The sequence below is a fragment of the Alistipes sp. Marseille-P5061 genome, from assembly GCF_900290115.1.
In the GTDB taxonomy this organism is placed as follows: Bacteria; Bacteroidota; Bacteroidia; order Bacteroidales; family Rikenellaceae; genus Alistipes; species Alistipes excrementigallinarum.
Window position 1 is genome coordinate 301,830 of record NZ_LT985750.1, and the last position, 22,223, is coordinate 324,052.

Below are 22,223 nucleotides of genomic sequence, written 5' to 3' on the forward strand. Positions count from 1 at the left end.
GAAGATGGCAGTAAGAAAATTTAAGCCTGTTACCGCAGGTACGAGACATAAGGTTATCGGCGCATTCGACGAGATTACCTCGAATGTACCGGAGAAGTCGCTCCTGAGCCCCAAGAAGAGCACGGGTGGACGTAACAACACCGGCAAGATGACGGTCCGCTACATCGGCGGCGGTCACAAGCAGATGTACCGTCACGTGGACTTCAAGCGTGCCAAGGACGGCATTGCCGCTACTGTAAAGACTATCGAGTACGACCCCAATCGTACTGCACGTATTGCACTTCTGGTGTATGCCGACGGTGAGAAGAGCTACATCATCGCACCGAACGGCCTGAAGGTGGGCCAGACCGTGATGAGCGGCGCAGGCGTCGCTCCCGAGGTGGGCAACACGCTCTTCCTGAGCGAGATTCCTCTGGGAACGGTCATCCACAACATCGAACTCTACCCGGGTCAGGGTGCCGCCATGGCACGTTCGGCTGGCTCGTATGCTCAACTGCTGGCGCGTGAGGGCAAATTTGCCATCATCAAGCTGCCTTCTGGTGAAACTCGTATGGTACTCGTAACTTGCCGTGCGACCGTGGGCGTGGTTTCGAATCTGGACCACAACCTCGAGAGCTCGGGCAAGGCCGGACGCGAGCGTTGGCTCGGTCGTCGTCCCCGCAACCGTGGTGTCGTAATGAACCCGGTGGATCACCCGATGGGTGGTGGCGAAGGACGTGCTTCGGGTGGTCATCCCCGTTCGCGCAAGGGTCTGCTTGCCAAGGGTTATAAGACTCGTAACCCGAAGAAGACGACCTCGAAGTTTATTATTTCCAAGAAAAAATAATTAAAAAGAGTACATAATGAGCCGTTCATTAAAAAAAGGACCGTATATCGACCCGAAGCTCGAGGCCAAGGTAATCGCCCAGGCCGAAGGCAACAAGAAGTCTGTCATCAAGACCTGGTCGCGCGCAAGTATGATTTCGCCTGACTTCGTAGGTCAGACGGTTGCTGTCCACAACGGAAACAAGTTCATTCCGGTGTATGTAACTGAGAACATGGTAGGTCACAAACTCGGTGAGTTTGCTCCCACCCGCAATTTCCGTGGTCACGCAGGTAACAAGAAAAAATAGGTAGAAAATGGGTGCAAGAAAAGCAATAAGAGCCGAGAAATTAAAGGCTGAAAAGAAGCAGAAGGCGATTGCCATTATGCGTGATTGCCCGACCTCTCCCCGCAAGATGCGCCTGGTGGCCGACATCATCCGCGGTGTTGAGATTAACAAGGCATTGGGTATCCTCCGCTATTCGAAGAAGGAGGCCTCGATTCGCATGGAGAAGCTCCTCAAGTCGGCCATCGCCAACTGGGAGGCCAAGAACGAGAGCGAGCGTCTGGAGGATACGAAGCTCTGCGTGAAGGAAGTGTTCGTCGACGGCGGCCGCATGCTGAAGCGTATTCAGGCTGCGCCCCAGGGTCGTGCACACCGCATCCGCAAGCGTTCGAACCATGTGACAATCGTAGTTGACAAAATGGTAACCGTAGAAAACAAGTAATTCAGATGGGACAGAAAGTTAATCCGATAGCAAATCGTCTTGGTATCATCCGCGGTTGGGATTCCAACTGGTTCGGTGGCAAGGACTTCTCCGACAAGCTCGTAGAAGACGCCAAGATTCGCAAGTACCTGAATGTCCGTCTGGCCAAGGCGAGCATCTCGAAAATCATCATCGAGCGTACGCTGAAACTCGTTACGGTGACCATCTCGACCGCCCGTCCGGGTATCATCATCGGCAAGGGCGGCCAGGAGGTCGACAAACTGAAGGAGGAGCTCAAGAAGCTCACCGGCAAGGAGGTCCAGATTAACATCTTCGAGGTGAAGCGTCCCGAGGTGGATGCCGTCATCGTGGGTCAGAACATCGCCCGTCAGCTCGAGGGCCGCGTGTCGTTCCGCCGTGCGGTGAAGACCGCCGTGGCATCGACCATGCGCATGGGCGCCGAGGGTATCAAAATCCAGGTTGCCGGCCGTGTAGGCGGCGCCGAGATGGCCCGTACGGAGACCGTTAAGGAGGGACGTATTCCGCTGCACACGTTCCGTGCCGACATCGACTACTGCCTCACGGAGGCGCTCACGAAGGTGGGTATCCTCGGTGTGAAGGTGTGGATTTGCCAGGGTACGGTTTACGGCAAGCGCGACATCTTCGAAATCGCCGGCGCATCGGCACAGGCTCCCTCGCAGCGCGATGGCGAGCGTCGCGAGCGTCGCGGTGACCGCGGAGAGCGTCGTGGCGGACGTCGTCGCAACAACAACAAGTAAGTCGGACCTTTTTAAAGCAGAACGAACATGTTACAGCCGAAAAAGACCAAGTTTAGAAGAATGCAGAAAGGCCGTATGAAAGGGCTTGCTCAGAGAGGTAACCAACTTGCATACGGATCGTTCGCAATCAAGGCCCTGGAGTCCTCGTGGATTACGGGCCGTCAGATAGAGGCCGCACGTCAGGCCATCACCCGTTACATGAAGCGTGAAGGTCAGCTCTGGATTCGCATCTTCCCCGATAAACCCATCACGAAGAAGCCTGCCGAGGTACGTATGGGTAAAGGTAAGGGTAATCCCGAAGGATTCGTGGCTCCCGTAACGCCGGGACGTATTCTCTTCGAGGCGGAAGGTGTGCCTCTGGCAGTGGCGCAGGAGGCGCTGCGTCTGGGTGCACAGAAGCTTCCCATTACGACCAAGTTTATTGTACGACGTGATTACGTTGAAACCACTATCTAACAGGACGACAAGATGAAAAGTGCAGAAATCAAGGATCTTTCGGTGAAGGACCTCGCAGAGCGCATCGAGACGGAGAAGGCCCAGCTGGCCACGCTCAAGGTGCAGCATGCGGTATCCCCCGTCGAGAACCCTTCCATCATCAAGAAAAACCGCAGAGATATCGCTCGCATGCTGACCATCCTGCGTCAAAAAAACGCCAAATAAGGAGATAAACCATGGAAAGAAATCTTAGAAAAGAGCGTATCGGGGTGGTTGTCAGCAACAAGATGGAGAAGACCATTGTGGTTGCCGTCGCACGTAAGGTGAAGCATCCCATTTACGGCAAGTTCGTCAACAAGACGACCAAGTTCGTAGCCGAATGCCTCGACGAGAGCTGCAAGGAGGGCGATACGGTCCGGATTATGGAGACCCGTCCCCTGAGCAAGACGAAGCGTTGGAGATTAGTACAAATCATTGAAAGAGCGAAGTAGTTATGATACAACAGGAAAGTAGACTCGTAGTAGCCGACAACAGCGGTGCAAAGGAGGTTCTCTGCATCCGAGTTCTCGGCGGCACGAAGCGTCGCTACGCGTCGATTGGCGATAAAATCGTGGTAGCCGTCAAGAGCGCGAGCCCCTCGGGCGATGTCAAGAAGGGCGCCGTATCGAAGGCGGTTGTGGTCCGCACGACCAAGGAAATCAGACGTGCCAACGGTTCGTACATCCGTTTCGACGACAATGCCGTGGTACTGCTGAACAATCAGGGTGAAATGCGCGGTACTCGTATATTCGGCCCCGTAGCCCGCGAGCTGCGCGACCAGTATATGAAGATTATCTCTCTTGCACCTGAAGTATTGTAAATCAAAAAACAAATTTCGGATATGTCAGTCAAATTACATATTAAGAAGGGGGATATGGTAGCGGTCATCGCCGGCGACAGCAAGGGCCAGCAGGGCAAGGTCCTCAAGGTCGAGCCCGAAAAGCAGCGTGCCATCGTCGAGGGCGTGAACCTCTGCAAGAAGGCCACTAAGCCCAGCTCCAAGAACCCTCAGGGTGGAATCGTCGAGCAGGAGGCTCCCATCCACATCTCGAACTTGCAGGTGCTCGATCCCAAGAGCGGCAAACCTACCCGCGTAGGCCGCAAGCTCAATGATAAAGGTAAATTAGTTCGTTACGCTAAAAAGTCAGGGGAGGAGATTAAATAATGGCATACGTACCAACACTCAAGACACAGTATAAGGAGCAGATTGTCCCTGCCCTTATGAAGGAGTTCGGTTACTCGAGCGTCATGCAGTGCCCGAAACTCACCAAGATTGTTATCAACCAGGGTATGGGTCAGGCCGTAGCCGACAAGAAGCTCATCGACGTAGCGGAGGCCGAGCTGACGCAGATTGCAGGTCAGAAGGCCGTTCAGACCCGTTCGCGCAAGGACATCTCGAACTTCAAGCTGCGCAAGGGTATGCCCATCGGCGTACGCGTCACGCTGCGTGACACGAAGATGTACGAGTTCCTCGAGCGTCTGATTGCCGTGGCTCTGCCCCGAATCCGTGACTTCAAGGGTATCAACGAGAAGTTCGACGGTCGCGGCAACTACACCCTCGGCATCGCCGAGCAGATTATCTTCCCGGAAATCGACATCGACAAGATTACGAAGATTTTCGGCATGGAGATTACCTTCGTGACCACGGCCAAGACCGACGAGGAGGCCTACTCGCTGCTCCGTAGCTTCGGTCTTCCTTTCAAGAACGCTAAAAAGAACTAAGCTATATGGCAAAAGAATCGATGAAGGCACGCGAGGTAAAGCGTGCAAAGCTCGCGAAGCGTTATCAGCACAAGCGCGAGGAGATTGCTGCCAAGGTGAAGAGCGGCGAGATGGACCACGAGGAGGCATGGGTAGCCCTTTCGAAGCTGCCGCGCAACTCGAACCCCATCCGTCAGCACAACCGCTGCAAGATTACGGGACGTCCGAAGGGCTATATCCGTCAGTTCGGTATCAGCCGTATCCAGTTCCGTGAGATGGCTTCGCAGGGGTTGATTCCCGGCGTGAAGAAGGCCAGCTGGTAGTCGATTTACGGGTGCGATGCGTCGCACCCGTAAATTCACTTCCGATTCACGGGAGGGGGAGAAGGAGGTGCCGAAGGGGAGTCTGAGGAGGAACCGAAGGGGGAATCGAAAGAGGAGCCTGAGGAGGAGCCGAAGAGGTACCGAAAGCATCGGAAATCATCTTCCCGTCGAGTCGAGGGGTTCCGTTCTCCGGGGTGCAAGCCCAGGAGCATCGCATCAGGAGGCGTCGCCCGTTGGGGCGCGTCTGCTCGCCGCATGCTCGCAGAGTCGGAACCCGATAGGGGCGCAGAGCCCGAGTAAGGAGGTCGCAAAATCGGGGAAAGTGCCGCCACAAGCGGTAACTTCTCGATGGCGTGACACCCGAAAAGGTTAGGCGTTTTGTTACGGATTTCCCGGACCGGTGTCGCCCGAGAGACGCCGTTGCCGCTACCCTGCAGGGGGCGCGACGGTCGTTTCGGAGGGTGGAACCGAGGTCGCACAGGGCGGAAATCGGTACGGAGACATGTTAGCAGCCAAGGGTGCTAACATTGTCCGTATTGCGGAATCTGCATCGCGGGCCTCAAAATTAAGGTTAAATGCATGGTTTATCGGGAAATAATACGTATATTTGCGCGCTTAAACTCTGGGTTGGGCGTCGCATGTGCGTGTGAAAACCGCCTCCGCGGACCGCTCCCGGAACGGCAAAAAGGAAAACTCAACGGATGGCCGCTCGGACGACCGAATGGCGTAAACCGATGATTTTGAATAAATTATTTACTAACAAACTTTAATTTTTAACTTCTATTCGTTATGACTGATCCTATTGCGGACTTTCTGACCAGAATTAGAAACGCGGTGAAAGCCAACCACAAGGTGGTTGAAGCTCCCGGTTCAAAAATTAAGCAGGAGATTACGAAGATTCTCTACGAGCAGGGTTACATCCTCGCCTACAAGTTCGACACGAACGAGAAGGGCCACCCGACCATCAAGATTGCCCTGAAGTGGGATGCCGCCACGAAGAGCAACGCCATCAAGGGGCTGCAGCGCATCAGCCGTCCGGGTCTGCGCCGCTACGCTTCGGTATCGGAGATGCCGCGCGTGCTCAACGGTCTGGGTATCGCCATCCTCTCGACCTCGAAGGGCATCATGACCGACGCCAAGGCCCGCAAGGAGAACGTAGGCGGTGAGGTTCTGTGCTACATCTACTAATCATCGAAATCATTAAACAACAACAACATGTCAAGAATTGGTAAATTACCTGTAAACTTGCCCGCCGGCGTTACCGTCGAGGTAGCTGCCGACAATACGGTAAGCGTGAAAGGGCCACTCGGGACACTGAGTCTGAAGGTAGACTCGGACATCACGGTTACGGTAGGCTCGCACAAGGACCCCCACACGGAGAAGGATATTCCCGCCGTGTTCGTAACGCGCCCGACCAACCAGCCGCGCCATCGTTCGCTGCACGGTCTCTACCGCGCACTCATCAACAACATGGTCATCGGCGTATCGAAGGGCTATGAAATCAAGCAGGAGCTGGTGGGCGTCGGCTACAAGGCCGAGGTCAAGGGCCAGGTGCTTGAGATGAGCCTGGGCTATTCGCACGACACCTACCTGATGCTGCCCCCCGAGGTTACCGCTACGGCCGTGACGGAGAAGAAGGGCAACCCGATTGTAACGCTCAAGTCGATTGACAAGCAGCTCATCGGCCAGGTAGCCGCCAAGCTCCGCTCGCTGCGTAAGCCGGAGCCGTACAAGGGCAAGGGTATCAAGTTCGTAGGCGAGCAGATTCGCCGCAAGGCAGGTAAATCGGCTGGTGCCAAATAGTAAATAGTCAAGAGTTATGTCACTGAACAAGATAGAAAGAAGAGAGAGGATTAAGATGCGTATCCGTAAAATCGTCAACGGTACGCCCGAACAGCCTCGCATGACTGTATTCCGTAGCAACAAGCAAATCTACGTACAGTTTATTGACGACCTGGCCGGTCAGACGCTGGCCGCCGCATCTTCGCTCGACAAGGAGGTTGCCGAAGCAGCCGCCGGCAAGACCAAGTGCGAAGTGGCCGCTCTGGTGGGCAAGCTCGCAGCCGAGCGTGCCGTAGCCAAGGGCATCTCGACGGTGTCGTTCGACCGTAACGGCTACCTCTATCACGGACGCGTAAAACAGTTGGCCGAAGCAGCTCGCGAAGCCGGTCTTAAATTCTAAGCGAATATGTCTAATACGAACATAAAGAAAGTACGCACGAGCGACCTCGAGCTTAAGGACAGACTCGTAAGCATCCAGCGTGTTACGAAGGTAACGAAGGGTGGTCGCACATTCAGCTTCTCGGCCATCGTCGTTGTCGGCAACGAGAACGGCGTGGTAGGCTACGGCCTGGGCAAGGCCTCGGAGGTACAGGCTGCCATCGCCAAGGGCGTGGAGGATGCCAAGAAGAACCTGGTCAAGATTCCGGTCATCAACGGTACGATTCCCCACAAGCAGGAGCTCCGTTACGGCGGTTCGCTCGTGATGATTCGTCCGGCCGCTCCCGGTACGGGTATCATCGCCGGCGGTGCCATGCGTGCCGTTCTGGAGTCGGTGGGCGTGAAGAACGTGCTTGCCAAGAGCAAGGGCTCGTCGAACCCCCACAACCTCGTCAAGGCAACCATCGGTGCCCTCTGCGAGCTGCGCGACGCACGCAGCATCGCCCAGCTTCGCGGCATCTCGATGAACCAGGTGTTTAACGGTTAATTTCTCGAAGACAAATGGCAAGATTGAAAATCACTCAGGTCAAAAGCCGCATCGGCGCCACCGCGCGTCAGTGCAAGAACCTCGACGCGCTGGGTCTGAAGAAGATTAACGCAAGCGTGGAGCACGACGACTCGGTCATCATCAAGGGGATGATTGAGCGCGTAAAGCACCTCGTCAAGGTCGAGGAGGTAAAGTAAAGTATAATTGCAAAGACGTAATTTAAGCATGGAACTCAATAATCTCAAACCCGCTAAGGGTTCTACGCACCACGACAAGCGGATTGGCCGCGGTGCAGGTTCGGGTCACGGCGGCACGGCCACGCGTGGTCACAAGGGTGCTCAGTCGCGTTCGGGTTACTCGCGCAAGCTGGGCTTCGAGGGCGGTCAGATGCCTCTGCAGCGTCGCGTGCCGAAGTTCGGTTTCACGAACCTGAAGCGTGTGGAGTACAAGCCCATCAACCTTTCGACGCTCGAGGAGCTGGCAGCCAAGAAGTCGCTCTCGGAGGTTACGTTCGAGACGCTCGTCGAGGCAGGTTTCGTAGCGAACGGCGACCGTGTGAAGATTCTCGGCGACGGCGCGCTGACGAAGGCCCTTGCGGTCAAGGCTCACGCCTTCTCGAAGAGCGCCGAGGCAGCCATCACGGCAGCCGGCGGCAGTGTCGAAAAACTGTAGGACCTTTAGAACGAAAACATTATGAGTCAATACCTTATCGTTGGTCTCGTCTTTTTGGTGGTAATCGTTCTTCTGGCGACCAACAAGAAAGTGGTGGAGACTATCAAGAACATCTATAAAATCGAGGAGCTCCGCAAGCGTGTACTCTACACCATCGGGCTGCTCGTGGTCTACCGTCTTGGTAGTTTCGTAGTGATTCCGGGCATCAACCCCAACGCCCTGGGCGAGGGTTCGGCGTATGCCAGCCAGTTGGAGGGCAACGGACTTCTGGGTCTGTTGAACGTCTTCTCGGGCGGTGCATTTGGCAATGCGGCGATTTTCGCGCTCGGAGTCATGCCGTACATCACCGCCTCCATCGTCATCCAGCTCATGGGCATGATGATTCCGTATTTCCAGAAGATGCAGAAGGAGGGTGAGAGCGGCCGCCGCAAGATGAACCAGTGGACGCGTTTCCTGACAATCGTCGTCTTGATTATCCAGGGACCGGCCTACATCGCGAACCTCTACCACCAGGTTCCCGACGCGTTCGTCTACGGCAACTCGTTCGGCTTCGTCTGCTATGCGACGACGATTCTGATTGCCGGCACCATGTTCATCATGTGGCTCGGCGAGAAGATTACGGACAAGGGTATCGGCAACGGTATCTCGCTCATCATCATGATTGGCATCGTGGCCCGTCTGCCCCACGCGCTGTTGGCCGAGGTCAACGCGCGCTTACAGACCGCCTCGGGCAGCGCCATCATGCTGATTCTCGAGCTGGTGCTCCTCTTCCTTGTCTTCATGGCAACGATTGCCCTGGTACAGGCAGTCCGCAAGGTGCCCGTACAGTATGCCAAGCGTATTGTCGGCAATAAGCAGTACGGCGGTGTGCGTCAGTACATCCCGCTGAAGATGAATGCCGCGAACGTGATGCCCATCATCTTCGCGCAGGCTCTGATGTTTATTCCGGCGCTGTTCACCAACGTCGCTCCGGGCTTTGCTTCGGCGTTCAGCTCGATGACCGGCTTCTGGTACAACTTTACGCTGGCAGTGCTGGTAATCGCCTTCACCTACTTCTACACGGCGATTATCATCAATCCTCAAATGATGGCCGATGACATGAAGCGCAACGGCGGCTTTATCCCGGGAGTGAAACCGGGCAAGCAGACGGTGAACTACATCGATACCATCATGACGCGCATCACCCTTCCGGGTTCGATTTTCCTCGCCATCGTAGCGATTCTTCCGGCGCTGGCGATGAAGTTCCTGGGCATTCAGCAGGCCTTCGCCTACTTCTACGGCGGAACGTCGCTGCTGATTATGGTCGGTGTGGTGCTCGACACTCTCAAGCAGATAGAGAGCTACCTGCTGATGCGTCACTACGACGGTCTGATGAAGACGGGTCGAATCCAGGGACGTCATTAGGAGGCGATTTTTAGAGTTCTTGAACATGATTTACCTAAAGACAGACGAGGAAATCGAGCTGCTTCGCGAAAACAACATCCTGGTGAGCGAGACGCTGGCGGAGGTGGGTCGCCACATCGCGCCCGGCGTCACCACCAAGGAGTTGGATAAGATAGCCGAAGATTTTATCCGTTCGCACGGAGCGGTTCCCGCTTTCCTCGGGTACGAGGGCTATCCCGCCTCGTTGTGCATTTCGGTCAACGAGCAGATAGTTCACGGTATCCCATCCTCGAAATGCGTCCTCAAGGAGGGCGACATCGTTTCGGTCGATTGTGGTACGTTTATGAAGGGGTTTGTTGGTGATTCGGCCTATACGTTCGCCGTGGGAGAGATTGCCGAGGAAGTACGGCAGTTGCTCGACGTCACCAAAGAGGCTCTTTATAAAGGTACGGCGCAGGCCAAGGCGGGAAATCGCGTAGGCGATATCTCGGCGGCCGTACAGGAGTACGCCGAACATTTTGGTTACGGCGTAGTGCGCGAACTGGAGGGACACGGACTGGGTCGGAAGATGCACGAGGACCCGGGTGTTCCCAACTACGGAGCACGAGGCAGAGGACCGCTCCTGAAGGAGGGTATGGTCATCTGCATCGAACCCATGATCAACATGGGGACCAAGGCGGTGGTTTTCGAACGGGATGGCTGGACGGTAAGGACCAAGGACCGCAAGCCGGCGGCACACTTCGAGTTTGCCGTGGCAATCCGCAAGGATGGTCCCGATGTCCTGACGGACTTCAGTATCATCGAGAAAACACTAAAAAACTGAGACTCTATGGCAAAGCAAGCTGCTATCGAACGGGACGGTACGATTATCGAGGCCCTCTCCAACGCGATGTTCCGCGTCGAGCTGGACAACGGCCACATTCTTACCGCACACATCTCGGGTAAAATGCGCATGCATTACATCAAGATTCTTCCCGGCGATAAGGTAAAAGTGGAGATGACGCCGTACGACCTGACCAAGGGGCGTATCTCCTTCCGTTACAAATAACAATTGATTGCTTGAAATCATGAAAGTTAAAGCATCCATCAAGAAGAGAAGCGAGGATTGCAAGATTGTGAAGCGTAAGGGCAAACTTTACGTCATCTGCAAGAAAAATCCCAAGTTTAAAATGCGCCAAGGGTAATGTTTAAACGGTTTATTTAAGAAGAAAAGATTTTTATGGCACGTATAGTTGGTGTAGATTTACCAAAAAACAAGCAGGGCGAAATCGGTCTGACCTATATCTACGGTATCGGTCGCTCGACGGCCCGCAAGATTCTCGACGGCGCAGGAATCAGCTACGACGTCAAAGTACAGGACTGGACCGATGAGCAGGTAACCGCCATTCGTTCGAAGATTGCCGAGATGGGCATCAAGGTCGAGGGCGAGTGCCGTTCGATGGTTCAGCTCAACATCAAGCGTCTGATGGATATCGGCTGCTACCGCGGCATCCGTCACCGCCTGGGTCTTCCCGTTCGCGGCCAGTCGACCAAGAACAACGCCCGCACCCGCAAGGGCAAGAAGAAGACGGTCGCAAACAAGAAAAAGGCAACTAAGTAATCTTTAGAGAATTATGGCAAAGAAAACTGGAACAGTCAAGAAAAAGGTCGTGAAGGTAGGTGCCGTGGGCAACGCTTACGTACACTCGACTTTCAACAACGTCATCATCACGATTACCAACGAGGTGGGTGACGTCATCAGCTGGTCGTCGGCCGGCAAGATGGGCTTCCGTGGTTCGAAGAAGAATACTCCGTATGCCGCACAGACGTCGGCCGCCGATTGCGCCAAGGTTGCATACGACATGGGTCTGCGCAAGGTGAAGGTCTATGTCAAGGGCCCGGGTGCAGGTCGCGAGTCGGCCGTACGCACCATCCACGGTGCCGGTATCGAGGTGATGGAGATTATCGACGTCACTCCGCTGCCGCACAACGGTTGCCGTGCTCCCAACCGTCGCCGCGTATAATTCCGGTGCCGGCCCTTCGGGCGGCGGGCAGCAATGCTCCTCTGGGAAGGTGTTTGCGGGCCGGCCGTCGGCCAGGGACGGAGCCAACAACTAATCAACGATATTTAACATAGTAAAACCATGGGAAGATATATAGGACCAAAATCTAAAATCGCCAGAAAGTTCGGAGAAGCTATTTACGGTGCGGACAGAGTGCTCGAAAAGCGCAACTATCCTCCCGGACAGCATGGCCTGGCGCGCAAGCGCAAGAAGATTTCCGAGTACGGTACGCAGCTGAGCGAGAAGCAGAAGGCCAAGTATACCTACGGCCTGCTGGAGAAGCAGTTCTCGCGCACGTACGAGCAGGCTGCCCGTATGGGCGGCATCACGGGTGAGAACCTGCTGAAGCTGCTCGAGTGCCGTCTGGACAACGTTGTTTACCGCTTGGGTATCGCTCCGACGCGCGCAGCTGCCCGTCAGCTCGTATCGCACTGCCACATCTGCGTGAACGGAAGCGTAGTGAACGTACCGTCGTATTCGCTCCGCGTGGGCGACATCGTCTCCGTTCGCGAGAAGTCGAAGAGCCTCGAAGTCATCACGGCATCCCTCGCCGGCGGTTCGAAGAGCCGCTACGCCTGGCTGGAGTGGGACAACGCCACCATGAGCGGCAAGTTCCTCCAGACCCCGGAGCGCGAGGAGATTCCCGAGAACATCAAGGAGCAGCTCATCGTCGAACTCTACTCGAAGTAGTAATTTAACAGCAATTCAATATTATGGCAATTTTAGCATTCCAGAAACCTGAGAAGGTTATTATGCTCGAATCCACTCCGTCGTTCGGGAAGTTCGAATTCCGACCGCTGGAGCCCGGATTCGGTATGACTGTCGGTAACGCTTTGCGTCGTATTCTGCTCTCTTCGCTGGAGGGATATGCAATCACGACTGTCAAGGTCGCCGGTGTCGACCACGAGTTTGCCGCCATCCCCGGTGTGATGGAGGGTATGATTGACATTATCCTCAATCTGAAGCAGGTTCGTTTTATCCGCACAGTCGATAATCAGGATGCCGAGAAGGTGTCTATTAACGTTGCGGGTGTGACGGAGCTGACTGCCGGATATATCTCGAATTACTTGTCGTTCTTCAAGGTGCTGAACCCCGACCTGGTGATTTGCCACCTGGCTCCGGGTACGAAGATGCAGATGACGCTCACGATTGGCAAGGGGCGCGGCTATGTTCCCTCGGAGGAGAACATGCCGGCCGACTGCGAATTCGGGACGCTGCCCATCGACTCGATTTTCACGCCCATCAAGAACGTGAAATACTCTGTGGAGAACTACCGTGTCGAGCAGAAGACCGACTACGAGAAGCTCAACATAGAGATTACTACCGACGGGTCGATTCATCCCAAGGAGGCGCTCAAGGAGGCCGCGAAAATCCTCATCCAGCACTTCATGCTCTTCTCCGACGAGAAGATTACGGTGAACATGGAGGATACGAACGGCGCCGAGGAGTTCGACGAGGATGTGCTTCACATGCGCCAACTGCTGAAGACGAAGCTTTCGGACCAGGACCTGAGCGTACGTGCGCTCAACTGCCTGAAAGCCGCCGATGTGGACACCGTAGGCGACCTGGTGAAGCTCAACCGCAACGACCTGCTGAAGTTCCGCAACTTCGGCAAGAAGTCGCTGACGGAGCTCGATGAATTGCTGGCCTCGCTCAACCTTAAGTTCGGTATGGACGTATCTATCTACAAACTTGACAAAGACTAAACATGAGACACAATAAGAATTTCAACCATCTCGGCCGTCAGGCGGGTCACCGCAAGGCGCTGCTGTCGAACATGGCTTCGTCGCTTATCCTGCACAAGCGCATCGAGACTACGGTTGCGAAGGCACGGGCCCTGCGTCAGTTCGTGGAGCCGCTCGTAACGAAGTCGAAAGAGGACACCACGCACTCGCGCCGTGTCGTATTCTCCTACCTCAAGCAGAAGGAGGCCGTAACGGAGCTCTTCCGTACCATCGCGCCGAAGATTGCCGAGCGTCCGGGCGGTTATACGCGTATTCTGAAGACGGGCTTCCGTCTGGGCGATGCTGCCGACATGTGCATCATCGAGTTCGTTGACTTCAACGAGCCCTACACGCTGGGTGTTAAGCCGGCCGCTACGGAGGCGAAGCCCAAGACGCGTCGTTCGCGTTCGAAGAAGACGACCGACGCCGTGGAGGATGCTACGGTCGTAGAGAGCAAGAAGACGGCTGCGCCGAAGGCCCCGAAGGCTGCATCGGCCAAGACCGCCGCTCCGAAGGCTGCCAAGAAGACCAACGTAGGCAAGAAGATGTAATCGCGCACGGGCGGACCCCGACCGGGGTCCGGAACCCGTCAGCCGAAGAGTTCCCGGGAGGGGTCGCCGAGCGACACTCCCGGGAATTTTTTTGTGCGCAGCTGGGGCTTTTCGGTTGTCGCGTTGTTTTCTTCGGGGACTTGTGGCGTTGTGGAGGATGCTTTTCGGCGTGGTGCGCTCCCTTCGGGTTCTTGTTGTCCTCTTCTGTTTTTGTGCCGTGGTTGGTGTGTTTCGGCGCGTTGCGTCACGCTGTTGCCGATTTTTTCCTTATATTTATAGGACGAAGCGTTACTCGGACCATGCGCACCTTCGGCCGCATGCGGTTGGGGGAGTCGTACAGATTTCAATCCTTTGAAACCGCGATGAGGAGCGCAATGAAGACGATGAAGACGATGATAGGAATGACGACGATGAAACGATGGCTGCTCGGCCTCGGCGCCCTGTGCGGCCTTCAGACACTCTCGGCTCAGAACCTCGATTCGCTGCTGCGGACGGTTCACGACCGGGACCAGGCGGTGCGCCTCGAGGTTCTTCGCCTCTCGCAGCAGGAGCCGCAGCAGGTCGACTCGCTGCTTGCGGCCTGCGCACGCATGGAGGAGGTTGATGCCCGCAACCGGCAGATTGTCTCCTCGCTGCTCGAGAATGGGTGGCCCGAGGGACTCTCCGACGAGGCGAACGAGACCATTTGGCTGGTGATTGACCACGCCGACCTGGCGATGCAGCGACGCTTCATGCCGCTCGTCGAGGAGCAGATGCGGGCCGGCCGCATCTCCGGAGCGAGCTACGCCACGCTGCTCGACCGGATGCTCATGCGTGAGGGACGCCCCCAGCGCTATGGCACGCAGACGCACGCCTCGACGCTCCTGGTCGACGGAGCGCCGCAGCGCGTCGAGCGCATCTGCCGCCTCTGGCCCGTCGAGTCGCCCGAGCGGCTCGATTCGCTGCGTGAGGCGGTGGGACTCGAACCCATCGACGACTACCTCCGTGCCGTGGGGGAGAGCTATGGCGCCCCCTGCACCTGGGACCCGACGCTCGGGGTCGAGGCCTTCTCCGAGGAGTAGCAATTGAATTGCCGGACATCGGGTAGACCGGCCGGCGGCAGTAGGTAAGCGGGTCGTCGAAGTTGTGGCGAAGGATTGACGACCGAAGAGAAAGCCGTGTCGTAGGTGCGGTGATAGGCCGGCAACAGTGGGGGAGGTGCGTCGGAAGGGGTGGCGGAAAAAATTTTTTGCAAAAAATCGCCCCTCGGCAGCCGATGTTAGATTCTTTTCAGATTTGAGCGCGAACTTTGTATCGTAAAAGAAAACAGAACACGTTAAAACTTAAAAAACCGTATGACCATGAAAAAGTATTTTGCAGCAGCAGCCCTTCTCTTTGCAGGTATCACCGCTTCGTTCGCCGACGGCCGCGAGCGCCCCATCACCCTCGAGCAGCTTCCCGCCGCCGCGCAGGAGTTCCTCTCCGCCAACTTCAAGAACCTGACCCTCGCCTTCGCCATCGAGGACCCGCAGTTCATCGGTTCGGAGTATGAGGTGACCTACACCGACCGTACGGAGGTCGACTTCGACAACGACGGTGCCTGGACCTCGGTCGAGTGCCGTTATGCGGCGGTTCCCGAGGCGATTGTGCCGGCCCAGATTCGCGACTACGTTGCCAAGAGCTTCGCAGGGCAGACCATCCGCAAAATCGAGCGCAACAAGTACACCTGGGAGGCCGAGCTGATGAACGGTCTGGAAATCAAGTTCGACAAGAACTTCCAGGTGATTGACATCGACGACTGATGCCGGCTTCCATCGGCAGCATGCGGCGAGGCTTCGGCCCCGCCGCTTTTTTTGCCTGGAGGTGGGGGAGGAACACTGGCCGCCGGACCTGTGCAGTGGCCTCTCCGCGACGCAACGACAAAGCCCGTGCTGCATTGTGCAGCACGGGCTTTGTCGTGGATGCGGTCCACGCCCCGACGGGGGCGCCGGCCGCTGTTTCCGGAGTCCGGGACTACTTGGCAAATCCCTTGCCAATGGCCAGGAAGTCGGCAGCCTTGAGGGCGGCGCCGCCAATCAGACCACCGTCGACATCCTCCTTGGCGAAGATTTCGGCAGCGTTGGCCGGCTTGCACGAACCTCCGTAGAGAATCGGGCACTCGGCAGCAGCTGCGCCGAACTTCTCGGCCAGCACCTTGCGGATGTAGGCGTGAATCTCCTGAGCCTGCTCGGCCGTGGCGGTCTTGCCCGTACCGATGGCCCATACGGGCTCGTAGGCGATGACCAGGTTCTTGAACTGCTCCTCCGTGAGGTTGTAGACCACCTCCTCAATCTGAGCCTTCACCACGTCGAAGTGCTTGCCGGCCTCGCGCTCCTCGAGGTTCTCACCCACGCAGTAAATCGGCGTGAGGTTGTTGGCATAGGCCTGCTCCATCTTCTTGTTGAGCGTAGCGGAGGTCTCGCCGTAATACTGGCGGCGCTCCGAGTGGCCCAGAATGACATACTTGCAGCCCAGGGCGGCAAGCATCGATGCAGCAACCTCGCCCGTGTAGGCACCCTTGGCCTCGGCGGCGCAGTTCTGGGCGCCCAGCGCGATGTCCGAACCCTTCAGGGCCTCGGCCACCATCGACAGATGGGTGAACGGCGGGCAGACGATGAAGTTCACGCACGAGCATACCTCGCCGCGTCCTGCTACGACGCCCTTTGCCAGTTCGACTCCTTCGGCGGGAAGCGTATTCATCTTCCAGTTGCCGGCTACGATTTTCTTTCTCATGTTCGGTTTGTTTTTATAGATGATGTTGTATGCAATTGCCGTTATCAGCCCCGCAAGCAGGATGGCGCTGCAGATGCGGTCGAACCGCACCCAGAGGGTCGCCTGCTCCGGCGCCGTGTGGAGCACCCATGCGGCGGCACACCCTGCGGCCGCATAGCTCCAGAAGACCAGCCAGCCGCGCTGCCGCATCGTGAGCCTGTGCCACGCCCGGAGCGCGAGCCAGAGCCAGCATCCGGCGGCCAGCAGCAGCCACACCGCGCGGCCGAACCATGCCGGCAGCACCCCTCCGATGGAGAGGCCGCCCGCCACGATGACGGCGATGATGACCGCGTCGGCGATTCTCCGCTTCCGATGCTCTGTTTCCTGTTCGCTCATGCTTCCGAAATGCTGCATTGCGGGGCGTTGCGGGGACAATGACTCCCGGGGCCATGTTACCCCGCTAATCCTCGTGCCCTGTGACCCCGGAGACTTCCGCGACCCTTGCGACCCTCATGGCCTTCCGGGCTCTCGGCTCCTCCGTGGCCCTTGTGGCTCCCGGCTCCTCCTCAGTGCCTCCTCAGTGCCCCCCCGTGGGGCCCCGCGGCCCGAGGTGCCCGGCCCGTTATTCGGCCGCGCACCACGCCTTGACCTCCTCCATCGTGGGGGCCTTCAGCCCGAGCTTGTTTTTCTTATTGTATCCGCAGAGGTCGTTGAAGAACTTGCCCGGTGCGAGCTTGCGCAGCGACTCTACGGTGATGTAGCCCATCTTCTGGATGACGGGAACCCACTCCTCGGGAACGCCGATGGCGGTGTAGGCCTCCGCGGGGTCGGCCACGACCTTCTTCTCGGGACGCATCTGCGGGAAGAAGAGCACATCCTGAATCGACGTCTGGCCCGTCATGAACATCACCAGACGGTCGATGCCCATGCCCATGCCCGAGCAGGTCGGCATGCCGTACTCCAGTGCGCGGACGAAGTCCATGTCGATGAACATCGCCTCGTCGTCACCCTTCTCCGAGAGGCGCAGCTGCTCCTGGAAGCGCTCCAGCTGGTCAATCGGGTCGTTCAGCTCGGAGTAGGCGTTGCAGAGCTCCTTGCCGTTGACGAAGAGCTCGAAACGCTCCGTGAGCTCCCGGTTGTCGCGGTGGCGCTTGCACAGCGGCGACATCTCGATGGGGTAGTCGCAGACGAAGGTGGGCTGGATGAGCTCCCCTTCGCAGTACTGCCCGAAGATGGCGTCGATGAGCTTGCCCTTGCCCATCGTCTCGTCGGTCTCGACACCCAGACGGCTGCATGCCTCGCGCAGCTGCTCCTCGCTCTGGCCCGTGATGTCGTAGCCCGTCTTTTCGCGGATGGCGTCGGTCATCGTCAGGCGGCGGAAGGGGGCCTTGAAGGAGATTTGTCGGCCGTCGATGGTCAGCTCCGTGGTGCCGTTCACAGCGGTCGAAATCCGCTCGAGCATCTGCTCGGTGAACTCCATCATCCAGCGGTAGTCCTTGTAGGCCACGTAGATTTCCATGCAGGTGAACTCGGGGTTGTGCGTGCGGTCCATGCCCTCGTTGCGGAAGTTCTTGCCCAGCTCGTAGACGCCGTCGAAGCCGCCGACGATGAGCCGCTTGAGGTAGAGCTCCGTGGCGATGCGCAGGTAGAGGTCTATGTCGAGCGAGTTGTGGTGTGTGATAAAGGGACGCGCCGCCGCACCGCCCGGAATGGGCTGCAGAATGGGCGTCTCGACCTCGAGGTAGCCTCGCTCGTTGAAGAACTCGCGCATCGTCGTGATGATTTTGGCACGCTTGACGAAGACCTCCTTGACCTGCGGATTGACAATCAGGTCGAGGTAGCGCTGGCGGTAGCGAATTTCGGGGTCGGTGAGGGCGTCGAAAGTCTTGCCGTCCTTCTCCTTGACGACGGGCAGCGGACGAATCGACTTGGAGAGCAGGGTGAACTTGCGGCAGTGCACCGAGAGCTCGCCCGTCTTGGTATGGAAGGCGAAGCCCTCCACGCCGACGAAGTCGCCGATGTCGAGCAGCTTCTTGAATACGATGTTGTAGAGCGTCGGGTCGCCTTCGGGGCAGATGTCGTCGCGGCGGATGTAGACCTGGATGCGGCCCGTGTGGTCCTGCAGTTCGAAGAACGACGCGCTGCCCATGATGCGGCGCGACATGATGCGGCCCGCGATGCGGATATCCTGGAAGTTGCCCTTCGCTTCGTCGTAGTTCTCGGCGATTTCACGCGCGGTGGCCGTCACCTCGTAACGGGCGGCGGGGTAGGGGTCGATGCCCAATTCGCGCAGCGCCTTGAGCGACTGTCTGCGAAGCAGTTCCTGTTCACTGAGTTCGATGCTCATATTATCTCCTGTTTGATTTGTTTTCCGGAGGGCAAAATTACAAAAAAAAGTCGAGATTTCGGGTGCGGCCCCTTTTTTTCGACCCTCCTCCGACGCAGCAACCCCCGGGCCAGTGGCTCCGGGGGTCGTTCATGCGTGCGGGTTGCCCGGCGCGGCGGCCGCTGCCGTCACGCTGCCGGGCGTGCGCTATCGGAGGGCGATGCGCGGACGCGGCCGTGTGCTGCGCGGGTCGACGTCATGGCGCAGCTGTCCGGCGGCAGCGCTCTGAAGGGCGGGCGCGGGAGCTGCCGGCCGCTCGACGTAGTTGCGGCGTGTGGCGGTGCCCGATGCGGCGGCGCGCTGGATGTTGAAGTAGATGGCGTCGTAGAGCGCTCCCGGGATGCGCGAATAGGTGTCGGGGGTTGCCGAGTCGACGCTCACGTAGTTCATCGAGCGGTAGTCGGTGCTGCGCCCCTCGAACTCGGTGAACTCACCCTGCAGGATGAAGCTGTCGTCGTAGAGGTGGCCCGTGAAGAGCCGCTGCGGTGCGGTGTTGACGTAATTGAGGTTGTCACCGTCGCCGAGCACCATGCCGCCGAAGTAGAGGTGGATGTTGTCGTTGCCGTTGTAGGGACCCAGGTCCTGAGGACCCTGGATGTAGACCTGCTGGGTCTCGGGGTCGTAGTTCATCACGAAGGGGGTGGTCTGTGCCACGTCGGCATCCGACCAGCCGTAGACGCGGTAGCTGTAGTTGGCCACCAGCTCCTCGACGCGCAGGTTGTAGGTGATGGTGTTGGGGCTCCAGAACTCGGTGCTCTGCCCCTTGAGCGTCCACTCGCCCAGATAGGCCTTGTAGCCCTCGTCCTCCTCCTCGCTGGGCTCGGCGTTGGTCGCGGCGACGGCATACGCTCCGATTATTTCGGTGCCCGAGGGGTCGTTGGTCATCACCAGGAAGCAGTATTCGGTCTGGGGCTGGAGTGCGCTGAAGGTGAAGGGGTCCTCCTTGAGTACGCCCGAGAACTGCTGCCGTGCGGTGAGCGATGCGCTCCACTCCTCCGACAGGGGCATGGCGTTGCGGAGGAAGAGGCCGTACTGGATGGCATCCTCGATGGAAAGCCCGGAGCTCAACGCGTCAATCATCTCCTTCGAGGTGAAGAGGTACATGACCGTCGAGGGGTCAATCTGGTCGAAGTAGCGGAACGTGGCCGAGACGTGGAGCGTGTTGTAGCCGTAGAGCGACTCCGCCTCGTTCTCGTAGGGGGTGAGCGTCAGCTCGATTTCGGGCTCGTAGGGCTCCGGCTCGATGGCCTCCTGCTGGAGGAAGGTGTCGCCGTTCATGTCGACGCCGTAGATGGCCAGCACGTAGGCGGCTCCCGGAACCGTGAAGCCCCACCGGTCGGTGTAGCAGTTGGCGCTGACGTAGCCGTATTCGTAGAGGTAGTCGCAGAGGTCCTTCTCGGTATTCTCGCTGAGGAACTCGTCGAGGGTCTGCCGGCTGAAGAGGGCGTAGTAGAAGAAGCGCACATCCTCGCCGGGGTCGATGACCGAGAGCATCCCCTCGGGGGTGAGCTCCGAGATGGTCACCTGGACGCGGGCCGACGACTCGTCGGGCTCGGGGGTGTTGATTTCGACCGACTCGGCGCGTCCCATCTGACCGGTTTCGGCATTGAGCAGCGGTGCGGCGAGGGCCACGTAGGTGCGTCCGCCGACGATGGCGGCGAAGCTGTCGCGAGGCTCGTTCGCATCACCGGCGTTCCAGACCACGGTGCGCGGACCGGTCGAGGTGATGCCGTAGTTGGCCAGCACCAGACGGTTGAACTCCTCCTCGGTCAGTTCGCCGTATTCGGCCACGGCCTGGTCGTGGAGGTATTTGTAGAACCAGAGCTCGATGTAGGTGTGGCTCACGGCGGCGTCCGGAGCGACGTTGCCGATGATGTAGCTCAGGCTGGTCTTGGTCGCCTCGCCGGCCGTGAGGATATCCTCGTCCGAGGGGTTGACCTCCAGACAGAGTGCCTGGCTGTAGAGTCCGTTGCTGCGGGCGGCTATCCAGATGCGGTTTGCGACGTAGAGGTTGGCCTCCTCGATGGTGACCGTTGCGGGGAAGCTGACGGGGGTGATGGTCTCGCCGGTCCGGAAAATCGTCTCGGGGGTGACGTCCACCGTCTCGAAGAAGGCTGCCTCACCGAACCAGTAGGCCACCTCGGCACCCTCGGTTGCGGTGACCGTGAAGGTGACGGTGCCCTCCTGGGCGGACTGAAGTTGGGCCGAGAGTTCGGGGGCCGTGGGTTCTTCTGGCCCCGGACCGGACGTTGTGTCCTCGGAGCAGCTCCATGACGTCAGCAGAAGCATGGCGCATGCGAGAATCGAGTAGATTTTTTTCATGCTTGCAAAGGTTAAATGATTAATAAAGGGAAAAGGTTGGTGCAATATCGGAAAAAACGGCAGGAAAAACAAATAAAATTATACGACAAAAAGAAAAATCAGCTCTCCTTTTTACCATTTTGATTGAATGGTGATGCATTTCGGTCGAAAACAGCCTTGCATGCAGCACATCCCGACGCGGATGCCGGTGCATGGACGCGCATACAAGCCAGGCGCGGGGCCCGGACAGTCCGGACCCCGCGCTCGGGTGTCGTTGGTGCGGTTTTACTTCCTTTCGGGCAGACGGCGGCCGATGATGCGGTAGAGCCGGCAGCCGGCCCATCCCAGCACGGCGCCCAGTGCGGCTCCCCAGACGATGTCCATCGGGAAGTGCTTGGCCAGATAGATGCGCGAGTAGCAAATCAGCAGCGTGGCGATGACCATCACCCACGTGAACCAGCGGCGGCGGATGATGCCCGCCGAGAGGAGGGCCAGCGCCACCGTCGTCGAGGCGTGGGCCGAGACGGTTCCGTAGCGGCCCGCAAGGGCCCCCTGCGGTACGTGAACCACCCACGAGGCGTCGGCCGGTGCGGCACGGCGCAGCACCGCGAGCGAGTCGGGCGTGATGTCGAGCCCTTCGAGTGCGGGGGTGAACATCGGGCGCAGGCGCGGCTCAAGGTCGGGGCAGAGCCCGCCCAGCAGCCCCGAATGCTTGAAGATGCCGGCCACCATGTCGGCCAGAGCGACGGCCAGCAGGATGAGCACACAGAAGAGCAGCGTCCGCTGCCAGCCGTTGCGGCGCCAGACGAGCCAGAGAATCAGCGCATAGAGCGGCAGCCACATGGTCGTGCCCGAGAGCGTGAGCATCACGCGGTCGAGCGTCGTGCCGCCGTCGAAGTTGAGCAGCAGGAAGAGGTCGTGGTCGAAGTTCATCGTCGTGT

Annotated in this window: 32 protein-coding genes; 28 read left to right on the top strand and 4 right to left on the bottom strand. The window is 58.1% G+C overall.

Annotation, left to right across the window (positions count from 1 at the left end):
* Nucleotides 1-4: 4 nt before the first annotated feature.
* From rplB to C8267_RS08335, 28 genes are all read left to right on the top strand, one after another.
* On the top strand, nt 5-826 hold the full coding sequence (gene rplB, locus C8267_RS08200; RefSeq protein WP_087359740.1) for a 50S ribosomal protein L2: 822 nt from the start codon (nt 5-7) through the stop codon (nt 824-826).
* Nucleotides 827-842: 16 nt separating this feature from the next.
* Nucleotides 843-1,112 (top strand): 30S ribosomal protein S19, encoded by a 270-nt coding sequence (gene rpsS, locus C8267_RS08205; RefSeq protein WP_087359743.1) that lies wholly within the window; start codon nt 843-845, stop codon nt 1,110-1,112.
* A gap of 7 nt (nt 1,113-1,119) precedes the next feature.
* Entirely contained in the window at nt 1,120-1,530 is a 411-nt protein-coding gene (gene rplV, locus C8267_RS08210; protein WP_087359746.1) for a 50S ribosomal protein L22, read from the top strand.
* A gap of 5 nt (nt 1,531-1,535) precedes the next feature.
* Entirely contained in the window at nt 1,536-2,288 is a 753-nt protein-coding gene (gene rpsC / locus C8267_RS08215; RefSeq protein WP_087359749.1) for a 30S ribosomal protein S3, read from the top strand.
* Nucleotides 2,289-2,315: 27 nt separating this feature from the next.
* On the top strand, nt 2,316-2,744 hold the full coding sequence (gene rplP / locus C8267_RS08220) for a 50S ribosomal protein L16 (protein WP_087359752.1): 429 nt from the start codon (nt 2,316-2,318) through the stop codon (nt 2,742-2,744).
* 12 nt (nt 2,745-2,756) lie between these two features.
* A complete protein-coding gene (rpmC, locus tag C8267_RS08225) occupies nt 2,757-2,948 on the top strand; it encodes a 50S ribosomal protein L29 (RefSeq protein ID WP_087359755.1) in 192 nt (63 codons plus the stop codon).
* Between the two features lie 11 nt (nt 2,949-2,959).
* A complete protein-coding gene (gene rpsQ / locus C8267_RS08230; RefSeq protein WP_087359758.1) occupies nt 2,960-3,214 on the top strand; it encodes a 30S ribosomal protein S17 in 255 nt (84 codons plus the stop codon).
* A gap of 2 nt (nt 3,215-3,216) precedes the next feature.
* On the top strand, nt 3,217-3,582 hold the full coding sequence (gene rplN, locus C8267_RS08235; RefSeq protein ID WP_087311260.1) for a 50S ribosomal protein L14: 366 nt from the start codon (nt 3,217-3,219) through the stop codon (nt 3,580-3,582).
* 21 nt (nt 3,583-3,603) lie between these two features.
* The gene (rplX, locus tag C8267_RS08240; protein WP_087359761.1) at nt 3,604-3,927 is read left to right on the top strand and encodes a 50S ribosomal protein L24; all 324 of its coding nucleotides are present in this window, start codon (nt 3,604-3,606) and stop codon (nt 3,925-3,927) included.
* A complete protein-coding gene (rplE, locus tag C8267_RS08245) occupies nt 3,927-4,484 on the top strand; it encodes a 50S ribosomal protein L5 (RefSeq protein WP_087359764.1) in 558 nt (185 codons plus the stop codon). Before rplX ends, rplE begins: the two co-directional genes overlap by 1 nt.
* 5 nt (nt 4,485-4,489) lie before the next feature.
* Nucleotides 4,490-4,786, top strand: a complete 297-nt coding sequence (gene rpsN / locus C8267_RS08250; RefSeq protein WP_087359767.1) for a 30S ribosomal protein S14 — start codon at nt 4,490-4,492, stop codon at nt 4,784-4,786.
* A 789-nt stretch (nt 4,787-5,575) separates the two neighbouring features.
* Nucleotides 5,576-5,974, top strand: coding sequence for a 30S ribosomal protein S8 (rpsH, locus tag C8267_RS08255; RefSeq protein WP_087359771.1), 399 nt, complete (start codon nt 5,576-5,578; stop codon nt 5,972-5,974).
* A gap of 27 nt (nt 5,975-6,001) precedes the next feature.
* The gene (gene rplF / locus C8267_RS08260) at nt 6,002-6,589 is read left to right on the top strand and encodes a 50S ribosomal protein L6 (RefSeq protein ID WP_087359774.1); all 588 of its coding nucleotides are present in this window, start codon (nt 6,002-6,004) and stop codon (nt 6,587-6,589) included.
* A gap of 16 nt (nt 6,590-6,605) precedes the next feature.
* Complete coding sequence (gene rplR, locus C8267_RS08265; RefSeq protein ID WP_087359777.1) at nt 6,606-6,968, top strand: 50S ribosomal protein L18; 363 nt, start codon at nt 6,606-6,608, stop codon at nt 6,966-6,968.
* A gap of 6 nt (nt 6,969-6,974) precedes the next feature.
* Nucleotides 6,975-7,493, top strand: a complete 519-nt coding sequence (rpsE, locus tag C8267_RS08270; protein WP_087359780.1) for a 30S ribosomal protein S5 — start codon at nt 6,975-6,977, stop codon at nt 7,491-7,493.
* Nucleotides 7,494-7,507: 14 nt separating this feature from the next.
* Nucleotides 7,508-7,690 (top strand): 50S ribosomal protein L30, encoded by a 183-nt coding sequence (gene rpmD, locus C8267_RS08275; protein WP_087359783.1) that lies wholly within the window; start codon nt 7,508-7,510, stop codon nt 7,688-7,690.
* Between the two features lie 28 nt (nt 7,691-7,718).
* Entirely contained in the window at nt 7,719-8,165 is a 447-nt protein-coding gene (gene rplO, locus C8267_RS08280) for a 50S ribosomal protein L15 (RefSeq protein ID WP_106634318.1), read from the top strand.
* A 21-nt stretch (nt 8,166-8,186) separates the two neighbouring features.
* Nucleotides 8,187-9,569, top strand: a complete 1,383-nt coding sequence (secY, locus tag C8267_RS08285; protein ID WP_106634319.1) for a preprotein translocase subunit SecY — start codon at nt 8,187-8,189, stop codon at nt 9,567-9,569.
* Between the two features lie 25 nt (nt 9,570-9,594).
* Nucleotides 9,595-10,371 carry a type I methionyl aminopeptidase gene (map, locus tag C8267_RS08290; protein WP_106634427.1) on the top strand — a complete coding sequence of 259 codons (777 nt, stop codon included), beginning with the start codon at nt 9,595-9,597 and terminating at the stop codon, nt 10,369-10,371.
* A gap of 6 nt (nt 10,372-10,377) precedes the next feature.
* Entirely contained in the window at nt 10,378-10,596 is a 219-nt protein-coding gene (infA, locus tag C8267_RS08295) for a translation initiation factor IF-1 (RefSeq protein ID WP_087359795.1), read from the top strand.
* A gap of 19 nt (nt 10,597-10,615) precedes the next feature.
* Complete coding sequence (ykgO, locus tag C8267_RS08300) at nt 10,616-10,732, top strand: type B 50S ribosomal protein L36 (protein WP_010262443.1); 117 nt, start codon at nt 10,616-10,618, stop codon at nt 10,730-10,732.
* A gap of 35 nt (nt 10,733-10,767) precedes the next feature.
* Nucleotides 10,768-11,148, top strand: coding sequence for a 30S ribosomal protein S13 (rpsM, locus tag C8267_RS08305; RefSeq protein WP_087359798.1), 381 nt, complete (start codon nt 10,768-10,770; stop codon nt 11,146-11,148).
* Nucleotides 11,149-11,161: 13 nt separating this feature from the next.
* The gene (gene rpsK, locus C8267_RS08310) at nt 11,162-11,551 is read left to right on the top strand and encodes a 30S ribosomal protein S11 (RefSeq protein WP_022307380.1); all 390 of its coding nucleotides are present in this window, start codon (nt 11,162-11,164) and stop codon (nt 11,549-11,551) included.
* 120 nt (nt 11,552-11,671) lie between these two features.
* Nucleotides 11,672-12,280: a 30S ribosomal protein S4 gene (gene rpsD, locus C8267_RS08315; RefSeq protein ID WP_087359800.1), complete on the top strand. Its 609-nt coding sequence runs from the start codon at nt 11,672-11,674 to the stop codon at nt 12,278-12,280.
* A gap of 23 nt (nt 12,281-12,303) precedes the next feature.
* A complete protein-coding gene (locus C8267_RS08320) occupies nt 12,304-13,296 on the top strand; it encodes a DNA-directed RNA polymerase subunit alpha (RefSeq protein WP_087359803.1) in 993 nt (330 codons plus the stop codon).
* A gap of 2 nt (nt 13,297-13,298) precedes the next feature.
* Complete coding sequence (gene rplQ, locus C8267_RS08325; RefSeq protein WP_087359806.1) at nt 13,299-13,865, top strand: 50S ribosomal protein L17; 567 nt, start codon at nt 13,299-13,301, stop codon at nt 13,863-13,865.
* A gap of 374 nt (nt 13,866-14,239) precedes the next feature.
* Nucleotides 14,240-14,926, top strand: coding sequence for a DUF6624 domain-containing protein (locus C8267_RS08330; RefSeq protein ID WP_087359809.1), 687 nt, complete (start codon nt 14,240-14,242; stop codon nt 14,924-14,926).
* 279 nt (nt 14,927-15,205) lie between these two features.
* Nucleotides 15,206-15,646, top strand: coding sequence for a PepSY-like domain-containing protein (locus tag C8267_RS08335; protein WP_087360630.1), 441 nt, complete (start codon nt 15,206-15,208; stop codon nt 15,644-15,646).
* A 211-nt stretch (nt 15,647-15,857) separates the two neighbouring features.
* Here the strand turns inward: C8267_RS08335 and tpiA are convergent, their stop codons facing one another.
* The 4 genes from tpiA to C8267_RS08355 form a co-directional block, all read right to left on the bottom strand.
* Nucleotides 15,858-16,616: a triose-phosphate isomerase gene (gene tpiA, locus C8267_RS08340; protein ID WP_087360632.1), complete on the bottom strand. Its 759-nt coding sequence runs from the start codon at nt 16,614-16,616 to the stop codon at nt 15,858-15,860.
* Between the two features lie 601 nt (nt 16,617-17,217).
* The gene (gene lysS, locus C8267_RS08345; RefSeq protein WP_106634320.1) at nt 17,218-18,942 is read right to left on the bottom strand and encodes a lysine--tRNA ligase; all 1,725 of its coding nucleotides are present in this window, start codon (nt 18,940-18,942) and stop codon (nt 17,218-17,220) included.
* Between the two features lie 186 nt (nt 18,943-19,128).
* A complete protein-coding gene (locus C8267_RS08350; RefSeq protein ID WP_158699766.1) occupies nt 19,129-21,303 on the bottom strand; it encodes a hypothetical protein in 2,175 nt (724 codons plus the stop codon).
* Nucleotides 21,304-21,567: 264 nt separating this feature from the next.
* The gene (locus tag C8267_RS08355; protein ID WP_087359817.1) at nt 21,568-22,215 is read right to left on the bottom strand and encodes a phosphatase PAP2 family protein; all 648 of its coding nucleotides are present in this window, start codon (nt 22,213-22,215) and stop codon (nt 21,568-21,570) included.
* Nucleotides 22,216-22,223 lie beyond the last annotated feature (8 nt).